This window comes from Parapedobacter defluvii, assembly GCF_014642075.1.
Classification (GTDB): domain Bacteria; phylum Bacteroidota; class Bacteroidia; order Sphingobacteriales; family Sphingobacteriaceae; genus Parapedobacter; species Parapedobacter defluvii.
In genome coordinates this window covers 87,843-107,151 of sequence record NZ_BMIK01000014.1, presented here as the reverse complement: position 1 = coordinate 107,151, position 19,309 = coordinate 87,843, and the positions used below count along the sequence as shown (strand labels likewise).

The 19,309-nt window shown below is 47.7% G+C and carries 16 protein-coding genes; 10 read left to right on the top strand and 6 right to left on the bottom strand.

Annotated elements, in window-relative coordinates:
- The first annotated feature begins 19 nt into the window (after positions 1–19).
- From IEX60_RS17670 to IEX60_RS17655, 4 genes are read left to right on the top strand one after another with little or no spacing between them, the layout of a single operon-like run.
- Positions 20–1,204 carry a 1-deoxy-D-xylulose-5-phosphate reductoisomerase gene (locus IEX60_RS17670; RefSeq protein WP_229717627.1) on the top strand — a complete coding sequence of 395 codons (1,185 nt, stop codon included), beginning with the start codon at positions 20–22 and terminating at the stop codon, positions 1,202–1,204.
- A gap of 5 nt (positions 1,205–1,209) precedes the next feature.
- Positions 1,210–2,538: an RIP metalloprotease RseP gene (gene rseP, locus IEX60_RS17665; protein ID WP_188752735.1), complete on the top strand. Its 1,329-nt coding sequence runs from the start codon at positions 1,210–1,212 to the stop codon at positions 2,536–2,538.
- 10 nt (positions 2,539–2,548) lie between these two features.
- Complete coding sequence (locus tag IEX60_RS17660; RefSeq protein WP_188752734.1) at positions 2,549–3,025, top strand: Dabb family protein; 477 nt, start codon at positions 2,549–2,551, stop codon at positions 3,023–3,025.
- Between the two features lie 44 nt (positions 3,026–3,069).
- Positions 3,070–3,264 carry a YwbE family protein gene (locus IEX60_RS17655; RefSeq protein ID WP_188752733.1) on the top strand — a complete coding sequence of 65 codons (195 nt, stop codon included), beginning with the start codon at positions 3,070–3,072 and terminating at the stop codon, positions 3,262–3,264.
- Positions 3,265–3,273: 9 nt separating this feature from the next.
- On the opposite strand, the gene IEX60_RS17650 is transcribed toward IEX60_RS17655, so the two are convergent.
- Positions 3,274–5,049, bottom strand: coding sequence for an ABC transporter ATP-binding protein (locus IEX60_RS17650; protein ID WP_188752732.1), 1,776 nt, complete (start codon positions 5,047–5,049; stop codon positions 3,274–3,276).
- A gap of 195 nt (positions 5,050–5,244) precedes the next feature.
- Between IEX60_RS17650 and IEX60_RS17645 the strand changes: the two genes are divergently transcribed.
- Together IEX60_RS17645 and IEX60_RS17640 are read left to right on the top strand one after the other, a co-directional pair.
- Positions 5,245–5,820: a Crp/Fnr family transcriptional regulator gene (locus IEX60_RS17645; RefSeq protein WP_188752731.1), complete on the top strand. Its 576-nt coding sequence runs from the start codon at positions 5,245–5,247 to the stop codon at positions 5,818–5,820.
- 64 nt (positions 5,821–5,884) lie between these two features.
- The gene (locus tag IEX60_RS17640) at positions 5,885–6,331 is read left to right on the top strand and encodes a carboxymuconolactone decarboxylase family protein (RefSeq protein ID WP_444543945.1); all 447 of its coding nucleotides are present in this window, start codon (positions 5,885–5,887) and stop codon (positions 6,329–6,331) included.
- Positions 6,332–6,347: 16 nt separating this feature from the next.
- Here IEX60_RS17640 and IEX60_RS17635 read toward each other — a convergent pair whose 3' ends face one another.
- Positions 6,348–8,156, bottom strand: coding sequence for a helix-turn-helix transcriptional regulator (locus tag IEX60_RS17635; RefSeq protein ID WP_188752730.1), 1,809 nt, complete (start codon positions 8,154–8,156; stop codon positions 6,348–6,350).
- A 182-nt stretch (positions 8,157–8,338) separates the two neighbouring features.
- Positions 8,339–9,457 (bottom strand): glycoside hydrolase family protein, encoded by a 1,119-nt coding sequence (locus tag IEX60_RS17630; protein WP_188752729.1) that lies wholly within the window; start codon positions 9,455–9,457, stop codon positions 8,339–8,341.
- A 9-nt stretch (positions 9,458–9,466) separates the two neighbouring features.
- Between IEX60_RS17630 and IEX60_RS17625 the strand changes: the two genes are divergently transcribed.
- Complete coding sequence (locus IEX60_RS17625; RefSeq protein WP_188752728.1) at positions 9,467–9,700, top strand: hypothetical protein; 234 nt, start codon at positions 9,467–9,469, stop codon at positions 9,698–9,700.
- Positions 9,701–9,779: 79 nt separating this feature from the next.
- Here the strand turns inward: IEX60_RS17625 and IEX60_RS17620 are convergent, their stop codons facing one another.
- Both IEX60_RS17620 and IEX60_RS17615 read right to left on the bottom strand, forming a co-directional pair.
- Positions 9,780–10,691: a PorP/SprF family type IX secretion system membrane protein gene (locus IEX60_RS17620; RefSeq protein WP_188752727.1), complete on the bottom strand. Its 912-nt coding sequence runs from the start codon at positions 10,689–10,691 to the stop codon at positions 9,780–9,782.
- Entirely contained in the window at positions 10,691–15,508 is a 4,818-nt protein-coding gene (locus tag IEX60_RS17615) for a T9SS type B sorting domain-containing protein (protein ID WP_188752726.1), read from the bottom strand. Before IEX60_RS17615 ends, IEX60_RS17620 begins: the two co-directional genes overlap by 1 nt.
- A 317-nt stretch (positions 15,509–15,825) precedes the next feature.
- On the opposite strand from IEX60_RS17615, the gene IEX60_RS17610 reads away from it, so the two are divergent.
- The gene (locus IEX60_RS17610; RefSeq protein ID WP_188752725.1) at positions 15,826–17,046 is read left to right on the top strand and encodes an exo-beta-N-acetylmuramidase NamZ family protein; all 1,221 of its coding nucleotides are present in this window, start codon (positions 15,826–15,828) and stop codon (positions 17,044–17,046) included.
- Between the two features lie 92 nt (positions 17,047–17,138).
- On the top strand, positions 17,139–17,600 hold the full coding sequence (locus IEX60_RS17605) for a VOC family protein (protein ID WP_188752724.1): 462 nt from the start codon (positions 17,139–17,141) through the stop codon (positions 17,598–17,600).
- Positions 17,601–17,602: 2 nt separating this feature from the next.
- On the opposite strand, the gene IEX60_RS17600 is transcribed toward IEX60_RS17605, so the two are convergent.
- Complete coding sequence (locus IEX60_RS17600; protein ID WP_188752723.1) at positions 17,603–18,751, bottom strand: FG-GAP repeat domain-containing protein; 1,149 nt, start codon at positions 18,749–18,751, stop codon at positions 17,603–17,605.
- A 71-nt stretch (positions 18,752–18,822) separates the two neighbouring features.
- Between IEX60_RS17600 and IEX60_RS17595 the strand changes: the two genes are divergently transcribed.
- Entirely contained in the window at positions 18,823–19,278 is a 456-nt protein-coding gene (locus IEX60_RS17595) for an NUDIX hydrolase (protein ID WP_188752722.1), read from the top strand.
- Positions 19,279–19,309: the final 31 nt, after the last annotated feature.

Genomic DNA, 19,309 nt, shown 5'->3' with positions numbered 1-19,309 from the left:
AAGACGGAAACACATTTTGATAAAAAAGAAAGAAATAGCCCTGCTGGGGTCCACAGGGAGCATAGGCACGCAGGCGTTGGAGGTGGTTCGTGCATACCCCGAAAGGTTCGATATTCAAGTGATTACCGCTGCAACGAATGCTGAATTATTGATTCAGCAGGCGTTGGAGTTCCGCCCGAAAATGGTAGTTATCGCAGACGAGGGCAGGTATCGCCAGGTAAAGGATGCGCTTTCGGGTGTATCTACCACCGTGTTGACAGGAAGAGAGGCGCTCGATGATGTCGTTGGATTTTCCTCGGTCGATCTGGTGATTAATGCGTTGGTTGGATCCGTGGGATTACGACCAACGGTGGCGGCCATCATGGCTGGAAAAGATGTGGCTTTGGCCAACAAGGAGACCCTCGTGGTGGCTGGTGAGCTGGTGATGGATTTGGTACGGAAACACAACATTAACTTGTTGCCCGTTGATTCGGAACATTCGGCCATTTTCCAATGTTTGATGGGGGAAACCGAGAATCCAATTGAAAAGATTTACCTCACGGCGTCGGGCGGTCCCTTCCGTGGAAAAAATAGGGAGCATTTAGCTTCCGTAAGGCCGGAACAGGCGCTGCGTCATCCCAACTGGGTGATGGGCGCCAAAATCACAGTTGATTCTGCCACGTTGATGAACAAGGGCCTGGAGGTCATTGAGGCAAAATGGCTGTTCGGGTTAGAAACGCGACAAATTGACGTGGTGGTTCATCCGCAATCCATTATACACTCCCTGGTACAGTTTAAAGATGGCAGCATCAAAGCACAACTCGGATTACCCGATATGAAGCTACCCATCCAATATGCACTCACGCATCCGCTTCGGGTACAAAACAGCTTAAAACGCTTCAATTTCATGGATTTTCCCACATTGACGTTTGAACAGCCCGATCGGGAAACATTCCGGAATCTGGCGTTGGCTTACGATGCATTGGATGCGAAAGGTAACATGCCCTGTATCTTAAACGCTGCCAATGAGGAAGTCGTGGCAGCATTTTTGAAAAGTGAAGTTGGATTCCTGCAGATGAGTGATATTATCGAAGAAACGATGCAGACTGTGCAATACCATGCGGCACCATCGTTAGACGATTATACCGAAACCGATCGGAGCAGTCGCGAAATTGCAAGGACACTGATTACAAAAAGCAAAAAAGTATATCAAATAGCAAAATAAATTAAATGGGTGTATTGATCATGATTGGGCAAGTGTTATTGGGCTTGTCCATTTTAGTTGTACTGCACGAGTTCGGCCACTTTTTGGCGGCCCGTGCATTCGGGATTAAGGTTGAAAAGTTTTATTTATTTTTTGATGCCTGGGGAGTTAAGTTATTCAAATTCAATTTCAAGGGATGTGAATACGGCATCGGGTGGCTCCCGCTTGGTGGATACGTAAAGATTGCCGGAATGATAGACGAGTCCATGGATACGGAGCAGCTCAAGGGTGAGCCCCAACCGTGGGAGTTCCGTTCTAAGCCGGCTTGGCAGCGCCTTATCGTGATGATGGGCGGGATTATCGTCAACGTTATTTTAGGAATGTTTATCTTCTGGATGCTGACGTATAAATATGGAGAGACTTACGTAGATAATACGAAACTGGAAAATGGGATTGCTCCAGGTGTTATTGGCCAGAAAATTGGATTGCAGGCAGGTGACCGCATTACCGAAATCGACGGGCGGCCGGTATTGCGGTTTGATGAGCTGCTCAGCTCAAAAGTGCTGATGGGCAATACAACCCTTACCGTAGAACGGGGTGGCAAAGCCCTCAGTATCGATGTGCCCGGAGACATTCTTAACGATGTAGCTGATCACGATCGCAATGAATTTGTGGGACTCCGCTCCCGCACAATGTCAGTTGATTCCGTGGTCGCGGGAAGTGCGGCCGAGAAGGCGGGAATACGTGCGGGTGATAGCATTCTGATGATTAATAATACGCCGGTCCCATTTTGGGATCAGGTAAGAGGGATGATCGGTAAAAGTGCAGGCAAAGAGATAACGCTGAGCGTGCTGCGTGGTGGGGATACGGCCATCGTGCAGGCTACTGTACCGGAAGAAGGTACACTTGGCTTCAACATCCATGCCGATACGGATTTCCCTTATGTAACTACGCATTACGGCTTTTTCGAATCATTACCCATTGGCTCGGCCAAGGCTTGGGGTACGTTGATTGACAATGCCAAGGGATTGGGAAAGATAGCCAAGGGTGAGCTGCGGGCAGATAAAGCAATTTCCGGCCCGGTGCGCATTGCTACCATGTTTGGTTCAGAAGTAAACTGGGTGAAATTCTGGACGTTGGTGGGATTGCTGTCAATGGCGTTGGCGTTGATGAATTTCCTGCCCATTCCCGCACTTGACGGCGGGCATGTATTGTTTCTGTTGGTGGAAATGATCCAGGGTAAACCTTTGAGTGATAAATTTCTGGAAAAAGCCCAAATCGCAGGGTTCTTTATTCTCTTGGCATTGATGGTGTTTGTTTTCGGTAATGACATTATGAAGATTATAAGTAAATAAACTAATAAATATGGAAAGAAGACGTTTCATCAAACAAGCTGGAGCCGCGGTTGCTGTGGCGGGAGTGGGAAGCGGTTTGTTGGCTGCCTGTGCCTCACCGACTTCCAAGCAAGAAAAGGATCAAACTACTGAAAATCAAGAAACCAATACAACGATGGAAGACAACGAAGTAATTGCACACTATGTGCTTTTTTGGCTCAACGATGGGCTATCTGAACAGGAAATTAATGATTTTTCCGGTTTTTTTGAAGAATTAAAAGGTATTCCTGGTATCAAATCGCTTCATTATGGCCGTGCCGCAGCTACACATCCCCGGGATGTAGTCGACAATAGCTTCACTTACAATCTTTTGGTGTTTTTTGATGGCATGGACGAAATCAATGCGTATGAAACCCATCCTGTCCATTTAGCTGCTATCGACAAATATTCCAAATTTTGGAATAAAGTGGTTGTGCATGATTCCGTCGTGAAGCAAGCAGTGGTTTGAGTTGAGTAAGGATAGAAGGAACAAGGATTAACCGAAAGCTGAATATGGATGGACAACATCGCAAGGATATTTATCCGGGGCTGGCGGTAGCTATTATTCTCAAAAAGGACCAACGTACAGGGAAGCTAACGGAGGGTGTCGTAAAAGACATCCTCACGTCTGCACCCTTTCATTCCAGGGGAATCAAGGTGCGTTTGGAGGACGGGCAGATCGGCCGTGTGGCAGAGATCTTAGATTAACCGTGTTCTTTACACCGGTATAGGTACTTCTTTGCGTTCGCCGATCTGTTGCCGCCACATGGCATAGTAAAGTCCTTTCATAGTAAGCAGTGCTGTGTGATCTCCAGTTTCTGCAATTTTTCCCTTTTCCAACACAAAGATACGGTCGGCATGCATGATGGTCGACAGACGGTGGGCAATCATGATCGTGATGTGCTGCCGTTCGGCTGTGATACGGCGGATCGTATTGGAGATTTCTTCTTCGGTAATCGAATCCAATGCGGAGGTTGCCTCATCAAAAATTATCAGGTGCGGTTGCCGTAGCAGGGCGCGTGCGATGGAAAGCCGCTGCCTTTCACCTCCCGACAACTTCAGCCCACCTTCACCGATCACGGTATCCAATCCGTTATCTGCCCGCGCAAGGATGTTTTGTCCGGCTGCTTTCTGCAGCACATCCATGATCTGTTCGTCGGTTGCACCGGGATTTACAAACAACAAATTTTCCCTGATTGTACCTGAAAACAGCTGCGTATCCTGGGTCACGAAACCGATCTGATGACGGAATTCATCAAAGTCTATGCGGTCGCCGCGAAAGTCATTGTAGAAAATCTGCCCCTTGCTGGGGCGATACAAGCCAACCAACAGCTTCACAAGTGTGGTTTTACCAGCACCGGAGGGCCCCACAAAGGCGATGGTTTCTCCACGCTTTACTTCGAAAGAGATACCTTCCAGTGCAGGCCGGACAGCCGACTGATGCTGAAAATGCACATTTTCAAATCGCAGGCTCGTTATGGCATTTAGTTTTTCCGGATTGGCAGGTTGAAATTCGGGTTTCCGTCTGAATAGTTCCTGCAGGTTATTCAGTGAAGCTTCTGCTTCACGGTAGGAGAGGATAATGTTGCCCAGTTCCTGTAACGGGCCGAAGATGAAAAACGAATAGAATTGCATCATCATCAATTGTCCCACGGTAATCTGATCTTTATATACAAAAAACAGCAGGGCAAACATAATACACTGCTGCAGGAAGTTAACGAATGTTCCCTGAACAAAACTTACCGCCCGGATGCTTTTTACTTTACGCAGTTCCAGCTTGAGGATTTTTAAGGTTGTGCTGTTCAACCGCCCGATCTCCTGTTGGGTTAACCCCAGGCTCTTGACGAGTTCGATATTGCGCAGTGATTCGGTAGTGGAACCGGATAAGGCATTGGTTTCATTTAGGATATTTTTTTGGATAAGCTTAATTTTCCGGCTCAGGTAGCTCGTGAGAAAGGCCAGTGTGACCGCTCCGGCCAGATAGATCAGCGGCAATGAAGGACTTAATCGGAATGACACAATCACTACGAAAACAATACCCACCAATGTGGCAAACAACACGTTTACGAAATTGGTGATAAACTTCTCACAATCCGCCCGCGCTTTTACCAGCACAGACAATGTTTCACCGCTTCGTTGGTCTTCGAAGTCCTGGTAGGGCAATTGCAATGCATGCCGAAGGCCATCGGTATAGAGTTTGGCACCGAACTTCTGAATCACCACATTGACGACATAATCCTGGAAAGCCTTGGCAATCCGAGACACCATAGCTACGCCGATGATGAGCAATAGGCCTATGGTTATCCCCCTGAAAAAGGCTGTATCGGCACCTTCTGCGCGGAAGCCGGCCGCTTTATTGGCGTAGGGATCGATGATCAGGTTACCAAGGATATAAGGGTTCAACAGGGAAAATATCTGATTGATGGCCGCTAGCAGAAGCGCTAGCAGAATCAATCCCTTGTATTTACTGAGATAAGATAAGAGCAGTTTCATTCGAAAATAATTAGCGGCACAATGAATGTGGAGAGGCCTCGGCAATTATGCGGCCATTTTTTGCGTATCATCGTATAGAGCTGTCTGCTTCCATCTCGACGTCATTTAATTTTACCGCAGTCAGACAATGGCAGGTCGTTTTGTCACACTCGTTAAAATAGCTAAGTTTGTTGTTCCATTAATTTGCAGCGTACCATGTCAGACGTATTAAAAGCCCATTTAGCAAGATTTATTACCATTAATGACGATGAGTTTGCTGAAATATTATCCTATTTCGAGCACCGGCGAGCGGGAAAGAAGGAAAATCTGCTAACCGGGGGGCAGATTTGTGGGTGGCATTATTTCGTAAACAAGGGAATCCTTCGTAAATTTTTTATCACTGACAAAGGGTCAGAGCGCACTACTGAATTTGCCATTGAAAACTGGTGGATGACCGACCATTTGGCTTTCGAAGCCCGGTCGGTATCTCCTTTTTATATCCAGGCGGTGGAACCAACGGAATTGCTTGCCATTAGCCGTGATAAGCAGGAAGAAATGCTGCAGCGGCATCCGCTGATGGAAAAATATTTCCGATGCGTTTATCAGAAAGCATATGGAGCTGCCCAAATGCGGATGAAATTTCTGTACGATTTTTCCCGGGAAGAGCTGTATCATCATTTCCGGAAAAGCCAGCCGGAGTTTCTGCAACGTGTCCCGCAATATCTGATTGCCTCTTATTTGGGTTTTACCCCGGAATATTTGAGTGAAATCCGCAAGAAAAGCGTTTCTTAAACCCGTTTAAGTTTTTGCTGGTTGCTGTTCCTTAATTTTGTGTTCTCAAAGCTTACGAAACAAAATGATGGAAAAACGCATTAACATCCATGCCATTGCCCCGCAAGCATACGACGCTGTGCTTGCCTTAGAGAAGTATTTGGCAAAATCCGAAATTTCGAGGACACTGAAAGAGCTTATCAAAATCCGGGCTTCCCAAATCAACGGCTGCGCCTTTTGTATCGATATGCATACCAAAGATGCGTTAAAGAACGGAGAAACCAATCAACGCATCTTTTTATTGGATGCATGGCGCGAAGTATCCGGATTTTTCACCGAAGAGGAACGGATCACATTGGCTATGACCGAAGAAATCACGCATATCAGCAAGAACGGATTGAGCGATGAGACGTATCAAAAAGCCATAACTGTTTTCGGTGAAAATAAGGTTGCTGAAATCATCATGACCGTCGTTACCATCAATGCATGGAACCGGATTGCCGTGAGTACCCGAATGGAGGTTGCCGGATAATCGGAATGACCGTGTGTCAAAAGATTTCCTGTAGGAATTCTTCGAAATCCGAATCTTTATCCAACCCGAATTTCTGCTTTAATCGATATTTAAACATCCGTACACTCTGAGGAGCCACATGAAGCACCTGTGCAATTTGCTTCGTTGTCATCTTCAGGTGCAGGTAAGCACAGTACCGCAAGTCGAGCGGTGTCAGTTTCTGCACGGATTTTTCAGACAGGCGGCTGAAGAAATTAGGATGCAGGTCCTGTATCTGCATCTTAATATCTTCAAAATCGGCGCGCAGCAGCATTTCTTCTTTCAATAGCTTCTGTATATGCCCGGCATCGCCTTCCTGTATTCTGTTTTGGATTTGTTTTAGCGTTTCGTTTTTATGCTCGATAATCAACGAGTTGGTCAGCGCCTCTTTTTCAAGTTGCTGGCGTTTCAGGTCCAGTAGTTCCTGTTCTGCTTTTAACCGCGCTTGTTCTTCTTTCTCCAGCCGTATTTGAATGGCCATCGTGCGTTCAGCGTCTTCCTTTTCCTGCTGGAGTTTTTTTTCACGCTCCATGGAATACCGCAGTTTAAAACGATACGATGAGAACATGAAAACGAGTCCGAAAAGCAATGCTACAGCAATTCCACCATACAGGTAATTTTTACGTTTACGGAATTCGGCGCGTTCATTCAGCAATTTCAGTTGCTGGTCTTTCTTTTCGGTTTCGTACTGTATTTCCAGTTTTTGGGCATTCAGCAGTTGTTGTTCATCAAACGACTTCTTCAATAGTTCTTCTGCTTGCTGCTGATAGGTGATCGCTGATTTTAGATCATTTTTCTTTTGGGCAATCTCAGCCAGGTCTTTATTAACTAAATATTCGAGTTTGAAATAATTTCCATCGCCACGCATCAGTTGGCCCAGCCCCTGCAACAGGTACTGCTCCGCCAGTGAAAGATTCCCCTCCAATTTGGCGAAGCCGCTTTTGATACCGAACACGTTGATCCACATGTAGGCAAAAGCGACTTTGTTATTGAGCTTTTCTTCAGCAAGGCCGAGGTAATCAAACGCTTTATTCTTGCGCACAGCCAAATCTTCCGAAGAAAAATCCAGGTAATAATTGGCGAGATTGATGCAGGTAATGACGAAGGTGTTCCCGCTTATTTTTTCAGGGTAATTTTGATAAAGGGAAAAAGCTTCGCCTAAATAATGGTAAGAGCTATCCAACAGGTCTTTTCTATTTTTTTTTCGATAGCGCGCCAGGTACATGCTGGAAAGACCGTTATTTACATTCGCCTGTAGGTTGGCGCTGTTGGCCCGGAGGGCGTATTGTCCACACGTCCGGATATATTTTTCCATCTTTTCCTCATCGTTCCATTTACTATACACGCTGTACAGCAGGTAATTAAGGTGGTATTTTGTGATGGGATCTTCGTCGTTTCCGTCTACATACCGCAGTCCGATCAGTGCGTCTTTCACTGCTTCATCCGGAAGGTTCAACCGATTGTTGAGATATGCTTTGGCCCGGTAGGCAACGGCTTTTGAGGTTTTCTTTGAAGTATGCTGTGCATGCTCCAGGCTGAGGTCGAGCGTTCTTTTTCCGGCTAAGAGGCTATCCATGGAGGTATATAGTCCACTTTGATAGGCATATAAATACGCGAGATCGTCGGGTGAATCAGTCTCCCCGATGGCTTCTTGCAGCGTAGATAACGCTTCCTGTGATTTATTCCGTGTTTGCAGTTGCTCTATTTTTTCAAGCGTTGCGTGGGTCGCTTGTGAAATATATTGTGCCCATGCCAATGAACACTGCAAAAGGAAAAACAGCAACGGTACGATACGGATTAACTTCATATAACTTCGCTATCTGAACGAACAAATTAATGAAACCGTCATGATTTTCAAAAATCACACAGCGAAATAATTAAATCATGACAGCTTCATCGCCGATAAAAAGCAAATTTAATAGGATGAAAAAAATCCCAATGTAGAATTTTGCACCTATCAGCCACAGGTATGCGTTGTGAAACGACTAGCTAAGGCTCGTCGTAACCATGGTATAAATACAAAGCTCCATACGTCCAGTTCGGTCCCTCCAATCCGGGATAATTGAATCGGTCCATCATTAGCGCGACATAGCGGAAAGGGTAGCCGTCTGGCAATTCCACTACATTGGGCCAAACCCGGGTGCCGGAGTTTTCATCCCATGGGGGAAGATCCATTTTCAATGTGCCCACTTCGTGAAGTTGGGGATATGAGTAGATAAATATTTTCCGTTCCTGGCTTCCGGAAAAGCAATAGCGTTTTCCGCCGATACGCTGAATCGATGTTCCTGTGGAATTGTGGGTTACCGGGCCGGCGATGCGTTGATAGCCTTTGTTCCACGTACTTGATCCCAATAGGATTGCTTTATAGCCATCGTTGTTTTCGCAGGTCAATATCCGCCATTTATCTGCCTCAGCGTCGTATAAAATGTGTGGATCTTCGATATCACCCACGATTCCGAAAGGAAGGGCCTGCATAACGGAGAAACCAAAACGCGGGTCTTTTACGCTTTGCACGGCCAATAGCTGCTTTTGCTCGTTAGGATCGGCATACGCGCTGAATCCGGTGGTAATACCACGCCACATCTTGTCGTTTCGATCATAGAAAATATGGGAAGCCACTTCGTTCCGAAGTATTTCATCCTGCCGGTCGAACAGGATAACTCCTTCAAATCGGAGATCAAATACAGCGGGATCCATGCTGAAAACACCCTGTACGTGATGCGGCAATGCACGTCCCCGGATCGTCATGGTGTACCAAATCCGGCCCTGGTCCAGCATCGGCGTGCCATCCTCATAAGTGATGGTCCGGATGTCTGCGAGGCCCATGCCACTGCTAAGTGCTGATGTTGCCTTATTTACCTGAACAGATCCCTGTTTAATCTGTGCAAACAGGTTCGACTGGAACGTGTGTAGATACTGTTTTTTGCGTAGGTCCATGTGCTGACTGAAATCCGACTGAGCAATCGGCAGGGGAAGACCGCTGTTTTGGCTATATAAAGTCAGCCCACTGCCCAACATTTGCAAGATCAGTTTCCCTTCGGCAGCTAATTTACTTGACTGTGTAGCGGTGGCAATCGATTCGTGCGAGATTACCTCATTGCCTCTCATTATTGTTTGATGTACATCCGTGATATATTTTTCCTGATAGTCGATGGCGATTACGAAGCGTTCCGTTTTTTCAGCATCCGAAAATTCAAATCCGATGGCCCCTTCTCCTTCGCAGGAAGCCAGATCAAGTGTGTATGTGGCAAACGGATTGAACCCACCAAACCAGATAGACGTTTCCGTTTCGGTATCAGCGGTGATCTGCAGCTTTCCATTGGAATGGATGTTAATATAAGCAGTATCTGAAACGCAAGAAAAACTAGCTTGAACGATCTATTCATATCCGTGTTGGTAATTGGTGGGGGCAAAGATACGGTTTTGTGGTTCAGTTGTAACCAAATGCATAAGACAAGGCGATGCCGTGGTTGTTTCCCAAGGTGGGCCTCCGGAATCCGACCGTATAGTGATAGACGAAACGGAGTTGTTCGACGGCGTAAAAACCGACGAGCAGGTTCAGCGAGGAACTGCTTCGGTAACCCGCACCGATTTCAAACCGGTCCCTTAGGTTTGCCGAAAGGTTCACATCGACTTGCAGAGGTGCACCTTTCTCGTATTTGACCAATGCATTGGGGGTTACCATGATTTCTTTATAGAAATCGGCGAAGAAGCGATATCCAAGGTATACATAAACCGGTACGACAACTTCCACATGATGTCGGGAAGCGAGTTTGCCTCCGAGCAGATTGGGAACCGATACCCCAACATAATAACCTACTTTATTGTAGAGGATACCCGCACCGATGACCGGAATGGTTTCAGACAGGTTTTCCGCAAACACCGGATCGTCCGCTATACCCAATTCAAGTAAGTTTTCATGGAGCCGCTGAATTCCAGCGGTCATCCCGAAGGAAAATACGTGTTTATCATAATCCCCCCAAACGTGTCGGCCGGGTTTTAAGTCAAACAGGAGCTGATAGGAATATGCCACGGTGGCAGTGGTTGCCGAGGTTACACCGATTCTGTCATCGATAACTGCGGCGCCTAGGCCCATCCGACCGTTCGATAGGGGGGATTGGAAACTTAACGACGAGCTAGTGGGTGTACCTTCGACTTTCCGGGTATGTCGGTCATGACTGAGACTGACTACCGATCCGGGGGTCATACCCGCGTAGGCAGGATTGATGATGAACGGATTGTAGTTATACGCCGGAAACAGCGGAGTTTGCTGAGAAAAAGCAATTCCTTGGCTGAATAAAACTGCCCATATAGCCACAATATAGTTCTTCCTATTTTTCATTAGCGCTTAAGTACCAAAAAGCCTTCGACTTTTTTCGTTTCTTGATTGTCGCGATATTGGATGATGAAAAAATACGTACCGGCAGGTAATATGCCTGCACCCAGCCGTGTCAATTGGTTGGCAACCCCCTTAAATACGCGGGATTGATTATCGTACTGTCTGATTTCAAAAATCCTATCGCCCCATCGATTGTAAATGGATACCGTATTATCGGGATATTGCTCAATTCCATCGATTTCCCAAAAATCGTTGATTCCATCGCCATTAGGAGAAAAGCCATATTTGGTCCGGCTGACATCTTTGCCGGTTTGGTTTTCATCAGGGATGATAACAAAGCGGGTCTGGGAGCATCCGGTTGCTTCGCCGGCAGCGTTGAAGGGCACGACCGACAGGTAATAGGGGGTGTTTTCTGCAAAATCAAATGCAGGATGGAACACGGTTCCCATTACCGTTTCGTTGTCTGCGATTTCCGTTCCGCCGGGTGTGGTACCAATGGAGATGCGGTATCCCTCGGCTCCTTCAACCGGTGTCCATGTAATGTCCGCATCCAGCGAAGTACTGCCCGCTCCATCTATCGGACTCGTTACGGTGGTACAATCGGGAGCTCGAAGCAGGGTAGCGGTCGTAAAGCTGATCTCCGTGCACCCTTCGGCTTCCCCGGCTGCGTTGAATGGTACAACGGTCACATAGTAGGTAGTGTTTTCTTCCCAATCGGTTGTAGGGATATGGGTGGTTCCAGTCACTTCTTCGCCATCTATGATGTCTGTACCGCCTGCGGTGGTGCCGACGTAAATACGATAACCATCGGCTCCGTTGGCCACCGGCCACGTAATCCCCGCACCCAGTCCGATATCGGTCGCTTCATTTTCCGGAAAGGTAATGGGTGTGCATTCGGGTGCCCGGAGCAGGGTAGTGGTGGTGAAGCGGATTTCCGCACACCCTTCTGCTTCCCCGGCGGCGTTGAATGGTACAACGGTCACATAGTAGGTAGTGTTTTCTTCCCAATCAGTCGTTGGGGTATAGGTGGTTCCGGTTATCTCTTCGCCGTCCACGATGTCTATCCCGCCTGCGGTGGTGCCGATATAGATACGATAGCCATCGGCACCATCAGCTTCTGACCAGGTGATCCCTGCACCCAGTCCGATATCGGTGTCGCTGTCTTCGGGGCTGGTAATGGCTGTGCAATCGGGTGCCCGAAGCAGGGTAGCGGTCGTAAAGCTGATCTCCGTGCACCCTTCGGCTTCCCCGGCTGCGTTGAATGGTACAACGGTCACATAGTAGGTAGTGTTTTCTTCCCAATCGGTTGTAGGGATATGGGTGGTTCCAGTCACTTCTTCGCCATCTATGATGTCTGTACCGCCTGCGGTGGTGCCGACGTAAATACGATAACCATCGGCTCCGTTGGCCACCGGCCACGTAATCCCCGCACCCAGTCCGATATCGGTCGCTTCATTTTCCGGAAAGGTAATGGGTGTGCATTCGGGTGCCCGGAGCAGGGTAGCAGTCGTAAAGCTGATCTCCGTACATCCCTCGGCTTCTCCGGCAGCATTGTACGGAACAACGGTTACGTAGTACGTGGTGTTCCCTTCCCAATCGGTTGCCGTGGTATAGGCAGTTCCGGTTACCTCTTCACCGTCCAGGATGTCAGTTCCACCGGCTGTGGTACCGATAAAGATACGGTAACCATCGGCTCTGTCCACCGTTGACCACGTAATCCCCGCACCCAGCCCGACATCAGTCGCTTCATCTTCCGGCGCGGTGATGGTTGTACATTCGGGTGCAACCAAAAGCGTAGTGGTGGTGAAGCTGATCTCCGTGCACCCTTCGGCTTCCCCGGCTGCGTTGAATGGTACAACGGTCACATGGTAGGTAGTGTTTTCTTCCCAATCGGTTGCGGGGGTATAGGAAGTTCCGGTTACCTCTTCACCGTCCAGGATGTCAGTTCCACCGGCTGTGGTACCGATAAAGATACGGTAACCATCGGCTCTGTCCACCGTTGACCACGTAATCCCCGCACCCAGCCCGACATCAGTCGCTTCATCTTCCGGCGCGGTGATGGTTGTACATTCGGGTGCAACCAAAAGCGTAGTGGTGGTGAAGCTGATCTCCGTGCACCCTTCGGCTTCCCCGGCTGCGTTGAATGGTACAACGGTCACATGGTAGGTAGTGTTTTCTTCCCAATCGGTTGCGGGGGTATAGGATGTTCCGGTTACCTCTTCACCGTCCAGGATGTCAGTTCCACCGGCTGTGGTACCGATAAAGATACGGTAACCATCGGCTCTGTCCACCGTTGACCATGTAATCCCCGCACCCAGCCCGACATCAGTCGCTTCATCTTCCGGCGCGGTGATGGTTGTACATTCTGGAGCCTTTAGTACGGTCTCGGTCACAAAGCTAATTTCGGTACAGCCCTCTGCTTCCCCTGCATTGTTGAAAGAAATGACAGATACATAATAGGTTGTGTTCTCATCAAAACCGCCGGTCAGGGCATACGATGTCCCGGTTACTTCTTCGCTGTCCGCAATGTCTGTACCGCCCGCAGTAGTACCGATGGAGATGCGGTAACCATCCGCGTCGTCAATAGAAGTCCAACTGATGCTGGCATCGATGGCAACGTCCGTAGCGTCGTCAATAGGGGCTGTGATGATCGTACATTCTGGAATCTTTAATACAGTTTCGGTCGTAAAATTGATTTCGGTGCAGCCCTCTGCTTCCCCCACAGCATTGAAAGGAATGACGGAAACGTAATAAGTCGTGTTTTCATCAAAGGTCATCGCGAGATTAAAGCTTGTGCCTGTTACCTCTTCGTTATCGGCGATGTCTGTTCCGCCCGAAGTCGTGCCGATAGTTAGGTAATATCCGTCTGCATTGACCACGGCATCCCAAGTGATCGTAGCATCCACCGGAACATCGATGGCGTTGTCCGAAGGCGCTATGTTAGTCGCACAGCCGGGGACGGTGGGTAAAATTTCCGTGGTAAAACGGATTTCAGGGCATCCCGTGGCTTTGCCCACAGCGTTGTATGGAACCACGGTAACATAAACGGTCTCGTTTTCGGGAAAATCGGCTGGTGGATTAAAGCTTGTACCCGTTGTTACCTCGACGTTTTCGGCGATGTCCGTTCCGCCCGACGTCGTCCCGATGGAGATGCGGTAGCCTGTGGCATCGACCACGGCATCCCAGGTGATGTTGGCATCTATAGGGACGTCCGTGGCATTATCGGTGGGTGTTACATTCGTTACACAACCCGGAGGTGTCAACGTCGAAGCCGATTGATGTTCGTAAGCCCCGGCATCAACATGATCACCAAACAGTCTGTCGTTTCCACCTAAATCATTATCCGTTTCCGGTCCGGTTCCTGCAACCGCGGTATAAAGCGGGTTTCTTCCATATTCAATAGCCGGACTATTGCTCCGCAAGCTAAAATCGTCGCCGGAAAAATCCTGAAACAAGGGGTCTATTCCCATTAAATTATTGGAACCGTACGTGTTTTCCTGAAATATATTTCTTCTGAAATCTTTTTCACTTTGGTCGGGGTATTCACCGTCTCTATCCACATCGGGCCATAAATCGACATCCGCTAGGTTTCCGGCTGTATTACCGAAGAAAATGGAATTAAAAATATGGGTCTGATAAGTGTAATATTCTGAACTTTCCCGATACGGATGGGCAATCGCTGTTTTTTCATTGAAAACGAAGGTTGAATTGGTAACATATAGTTCCTCCCTGCTGTAAATGGCACCGCCTAGGGTTGTTGTTTTGTTTTGATTAAACAGCGAATTGGATACGGAGAGTTTTTGGCCATTATATAGCGCACCACCTTTGTCTGAGGAAGTATTTTGAGTGAATGATGAATTGAATATGGAAAGTTCACTGCTATTGAAAATAGCGCCGCCGTTATCCAAAGAAGAATTTTCGCTAAAAATGGAGTTTGTTATGGTCGAGGGATCCGCATTAAGGTAAATAGCCCCACCGCTTTTTTCTGAGCTATTGTTCCTAAAAACGGAATTGGAAATAATTGCACGCTCAAAACGGACGAGAATTGCACCCCCGTTATCACCGCTTCGATTGTCTTCAAAATGACAATTTATAATTTGGGCATCCTCCCCCCAAGCGTCGATAGCTCCGCCACTATAGTACGAGAAGTTATTTACAAACCTGCAGTTTTCAATTCGATTGTTGGTGCCAAACCGTATATGGATGGCACCGCCGCCGATATTTCCTGCTGCCCACCCGTCATTTTGAATGACGCGATTGTTTTCAAAATGGGAATTTTCAATTACGATATTATCTGTATTCCATAGGTAGATGGCGCCAGAACCTATTCTGTTTTCCGATGTATTATCCCTGAAAATACAGTTGTTAATGCGTGTACCATTTCCCGATATGTATAATGCTCCCCCCTTTATGTCATTAACGTCGGTGCCGATGTCTGCATAGCCATTAATGAAAGAGATGCCTTCAAAAAGCATATCGTTTGAGTTCAATCCGGTTCTTATGATGCTTACAGCATGCTGACCATCGATGATACTGGGATAAAGGGCGGGATCTCTTTGGTTTCCCAATCCTGAAAATCCCCCGAGGATTTCCAGTGTTTTATCGATCGAGATTGTCGATGATATCGGATAAGTTCCCTGTTTCAACCAGAGTTCGTCGCCTGCAACAGCATTATCCACCGCATCGGTCAAACTGCTGGCCGCAGCCCATGACGTGCCATCGCCACTGCCATCCGGCGATACATGCCAAATCGTTTGCGCTTGTGCTATCGTGCCGGTAACAAGCCACAAGAAAAAAAGGACGGATACAAGATGCTGCATTTTTGATCGAATATTTGTCTGCTTTGGCGTTGTTACACCTTATAGGGGGCATCTGTTGGTAGAGACTGCTGATACCCGTGCTTTCACCAGCAAAAACATCGTGCAAAATTAATGTGTGTATAAAGGCTGCCCAATATTTCACTACATACACATTATCTACGGACAATCCGTTCCATGTCTACAAAGTATCTACAAGAAGACGTTGGTGGCGGTACCCAGCTTCTTTCTCTGTTCTTTTGCATTAGAAATAACTTTTACTTAGATTGCGGCTATTGTTAAAGCAGAGACTTGCTTCCATACTTTTCAAAGTACCTGACATGATATGTAAATTGATACTAGCGTTGATATTATTGACTTCATGCAGCGGGGCGGCCGAGCGCTCGGGCGGAAACCCGGGGCAACGTGAAGAACAGGAAGGCATCGTTACCGGTGCCGATCAGGTAGAAAGCTACGTGCCCGGTTTGGAAGGCAAACGGGTGGGAATGGTAATTAACCAAACGTCCATCATCGGGAATACGTTGAGCGTGGATAGTCTGCTTGCACTGGGGGTTGATATCAAGATGATTTTCGGGCCCGAACATGGATTCCGCCAAAATGCGAGCAATGGGGCCATCGTCAGGGATGAAGTCGATCCGCAGACCGGGATACCCATCGTCTCGTTGTACGGCAAAAACAGAAAGCCATCCAAGGCACAGATGGACGCACTGGATGTCCTTATTTTTGATATTCAGGATGTGGGTTGCAGGTTTTACACCTACATTAATACCTTGGCGGATATCATGGAGGCTTGCGCGGAATACGGCAAGCAACTCATCATTTTAGACCGCCCCAATCCCAATGGATTTGTGGATGGACCGGTGTTGGATATGCGGTTTAAATCGGGTATCGGGAAATTTCCGATACCGATAGCACACGGGATGACCATGGGAGAGTTTGCCCACATGCTGAACGGGGAGGGATGGCTTGCCAACGGTGTCAAATGCGACATCAAAGTCGTCCGAATGGAGAACTATACCCACGACCTATATTATGAATTGCCTGTAAACCCATCCCCAAATCTTAACTCGCAGGCATCCATTATTCTTTATCCATCCTTGTGTTTGTTTGAAGGTACGATTATCAGCCAAGGGAGGGGCACGTATATGCCCTTTACGGTCTTGGGCGCACCTGAGTTGAAAGGGCAATATGAATTTTCCTTTAAGCCGGTAAGCATACCCGGCATGTCTGAGGCACCGTTACACCGGGATAAAATCTGCTATGGAATAGATCTGAGGGATTATGATATAAAGGAATTGCATGCCTCGGGGCGCATTAACCTGCAATGGATGCTTGAGCTTTATAAGGCCTTCCCCGAGAAAGAACGATTTTTCGACGCTTCGCAAAGCCCGGCCATGGGCCGGATTGAAGCACTGATCGGAAACGATGTATTTAAAAAGCAAGTGATGGATGGCCTGAGTGAAGCAGAAATACGAAAATCCTGGGAGCCGGGGTTGAGCGACTACAAAGAAATGCGTAAACAATATCTGTTATATCCATAATGTTATGAAACCGTCATGATTTTCAAAAATCACACAGTGAAATAATTAAATCATGACAGCTTCATCGCCGATAAAAAGCAAATTATACATAGATGAAAAAATCGTTGATTTTATACACCTTGTTGGGGATGTGTTTTCTCGGAATTTCCTTGAAAAGTTACTCGCAGGCAAACAAAGGGAGCTTTAATCACATGGCATTGTCCGTGTTGGACCTCAAGAAGAGTGCTTCATTTTACCGGGAAGTATTGCAATTGGATACCCTTCCCGAACCTTTTAAAATAGGAAAGCATGTGTGGTTGGAGATCGCTCCAGGGTTTTCCCTGCATCTTGTTGCAGATGCAACCGAGCGCAAAGAACATAGCCGGAATACCCACATTTGCTTCAGTGTGGCGTCTATCGATGCGTTTGTGGATCAGCTTGAAAAATTCGGCATTACCTACTACAACGTGCAGAATGAGCCGGGTAAAGTCGGGACACGCGTGGATGGTGTCAAACAGCTCTATATCCAGGATCCTGACGGTTATTGGCTGGAAATCAATGATGAAAAGCGTTGAAGCTAAAGCTGCCATTCCGTTCGGTTCCAGTAGATTTTCAAGTTATGGGTTGCGTTGCCGTATGCGACGATGTCGGGTTTGCCATCGCCATCCAAGTCTTCAATATCGAGATCTTCGCAGGCAATGGTTCCACGATCTAACCAATAAACGTCAATCGCTTCCCAATATGGGTTAAACGGTACGTACAATTTGATTCCAAAATGACCATCTTCGTTGGGCTTTTTCCATCCGGCGACCACCTGATCCCGTCCTAAATTCAAAAAATCAGCCATTCCCAGTCCATATCCCATTTCCATCTTCCGTTCAAGTACCTTCCTTTTGATTTTGTCGTACACCAATGCGCTATCAGTGAGTCCGGGTGTATAGATCGATACCATATTGCCGTGATGCGGTTCGATAGCCGCAAAAACATGTGCGTTCCGGCTGACCACGGTACCGATGCTTGCCTTGCCGAGCCGACGCCCCCTGGCCAGCCAATCGGCTGTATTACGGACCCAACGTTCATCTTTAAAATAGAATCCCATGATACCGCCCTCGCCGCTGATATAAAGGACTTCTCGGTCGCCGTAGTCGTACACGTCCAGATCGTGTGCTAGAGGAAGAGGAAGCTCGACAAAGCGCTCCTTCCACAGTAGGGTTAGCTCTGCAGGCTTTTCATACATCCGTATGTTTGCGGCCTGCGCTTGGCCGTCCCGATTTTCCATGCGGTGTTTCGGTAACACCACCAATTGGTAGGTGCTGTCACTCACTTTTACCCATTGTACCCGGTGGGCAGTAGGGGCTTGGCGGAGCGATATCGGTGTCCATAAGTGGGTTGGATTTTCAGGGCGGATCAAATAGTATACCGAATCCGATGCCACGGCTATCTCGGCTTTTCCATCTCCATCGATATCACGGGCAGCAACGCACGCACCGTCGTAATTCGTTAGGTTCTCCACCATGACGAATCGTTTCCAGTCCCCGTTGCGATACCAGACCACCCGATGAGAGTCCGCAAGTATAATGTCCGGTTTGCCGTCGCCATCTACGTCGCCAATTGTCAGGTCATGTCCCACCTCGATCCGGTCGTCAATGGTTTCAGCGGAGAATTGCGGCTCCCTTCCGGTGAGGCAGGCCATACCCAAAACAGCAACTAACGATGGGTAAAACATCGGTTATTTAAGACTTGCGGTGAAGTTTGTTTTCATGTCACGAATTTAGTAAAATTGCATAAGTAACCACCATGAAACAAAGTGCCGGCATCTTACTGTTCCGCCGAATCGATCGGGGTATCCAATTCTTTCTGGTGCATCCCGGTGGTCCCTTTTTTGTACGAAAAGATGCCGGAGCTTGGACTATTCCCAAAGGCGAGATTATCCCGCCTGAAAATCCACTGGATACAGCTATCCGTGAGTTTGAAGAGGAAACAGGGCTATGTCTACCCGGTCCTTTTATTCCATTGGATGCCATCGTTCAGAAAGGCGGCAAATATGTGTTTTGCTGGGCCATGGAAGGGGATCTGGATCCGGAAAAAGTGGTAAGCAATACCTTCGAATTGGAATGGCCACCCCGTTCGGGCAAGCGGGTTTCATTTCCGGAAATAGACAAATCGGGCTGGTTTACGCTGCCGGAGGCCAAGCAGCTGATCAATGAACGGCAGATCTCCCTGTTGGAGCAGCTTATCGCATTTCTGGATTGATATTTGAAAAAAAGAGTATTTTAGCCCACGA

Bases quoted from the DNA above. Each gene is read 5' to 3' on its own strand.
- IEX60_RS17635 (WP_188752730.1), bottom strand. From the start codon at position 8,156: ATGAAGTTAATCCGTATCGTACCGTTGCTGTTTTTCCTTTTGCAGTGT.
- IEX60_RS17640 (WP_444543945.1), top strand. From the start codon at position 5,885: ATGATGGAAAAACGCATTAACATCCATGCCATTGCCCCGCAAGCATAC.
- IEX60_RS17615 (WP_188752726.1), bottom strand. From the start codon at position 15,508: ATGCAGCATCTTGTATCCGTCCTTTTTTTCTTGTGGCTTGTTACCGGC.
- IEX60_RS17610 (WP_188752725.1), top strand. From the start codon at position 15,826: ATGATATGTAAATTGATACTAGCGTTGATATTATTGACTTCATGCAGC.
- IEX60_RS17605 (WP_188752724.1), top strand. From the start codon at position 17,139: ATGAAAAAATCGTTGATTTTATACACCTTGTTGGGGATGTGTTTTCTC.
- IEX60_RS17645 (WP_188752731.1), top strand. From the start codon at position 5,245: ATGTCAGACGTATTAAAAGCCCATTTAGCAAGATTTATTACCATTAAT.
- IEX60_RS17650 (WP_188752732.1), bottom strand. From the start codon at position 5,049: ATGAAACTGCTCTTATCTTATCTCAGTAAATACAAGGGATTGATTCTG.
- IEX60_RS17625 (WP_188752728.1), top strand. From the start codon at position 9,467: ATGTACATCCGTGATATATTTTTCCTGATAGTCGATGGCGATTACGAA.
- IEX60_RS17655 (WP_188752733.1), top strand. From the start codon at position 3,070: ATGGATGGACAACATCGCAAGGATATTTATCCGGGGCTGGCGGTAGCT.
- IEX60_RS17595 (WP_188752722.1), top strand. From the start codon at position 18,823: ATGAAACAAAGTGCCGGCATCTTACTGTTCCGCCGAATCGATCGGGGT.
- IEX60_RS17660 (WP_188752734.1), top strand. From the start codon at position 2,549: ATGGAAAGAAGACGTTTCATCAAACAAGCTGGAGCCGCGGTTGCTGTG.
- IEX60_RS17600 (WP_188752723.1), bottom strand. From the start codon at position 18,751: ATGTTTTACCCATCGTTAGTTGCTGTTTTGGGTATGGCCTGCCTCACC.
- IEX60_RS17620 (WP_188752727.1), bottom strand. From the start codon at position 10,691: ATGAAAAATAGGAAGAACTATATTGTGGCTATATGGGCAGTTTTATTC.
- IEX60_RS17630 (WP_188752729.1), bottom strand. From the start codon at position 9,457: ATGAGAGGCAATGAGGTAATCTCGCACGAATCGATTGCCACCGCTACA.
- rseP (WP_188752735.1), top strand. From the start codon at position 1,210: ATGGGTGTATTGATCATGATTGGGCAAGTGTTATTGGGCTTGTCCATT.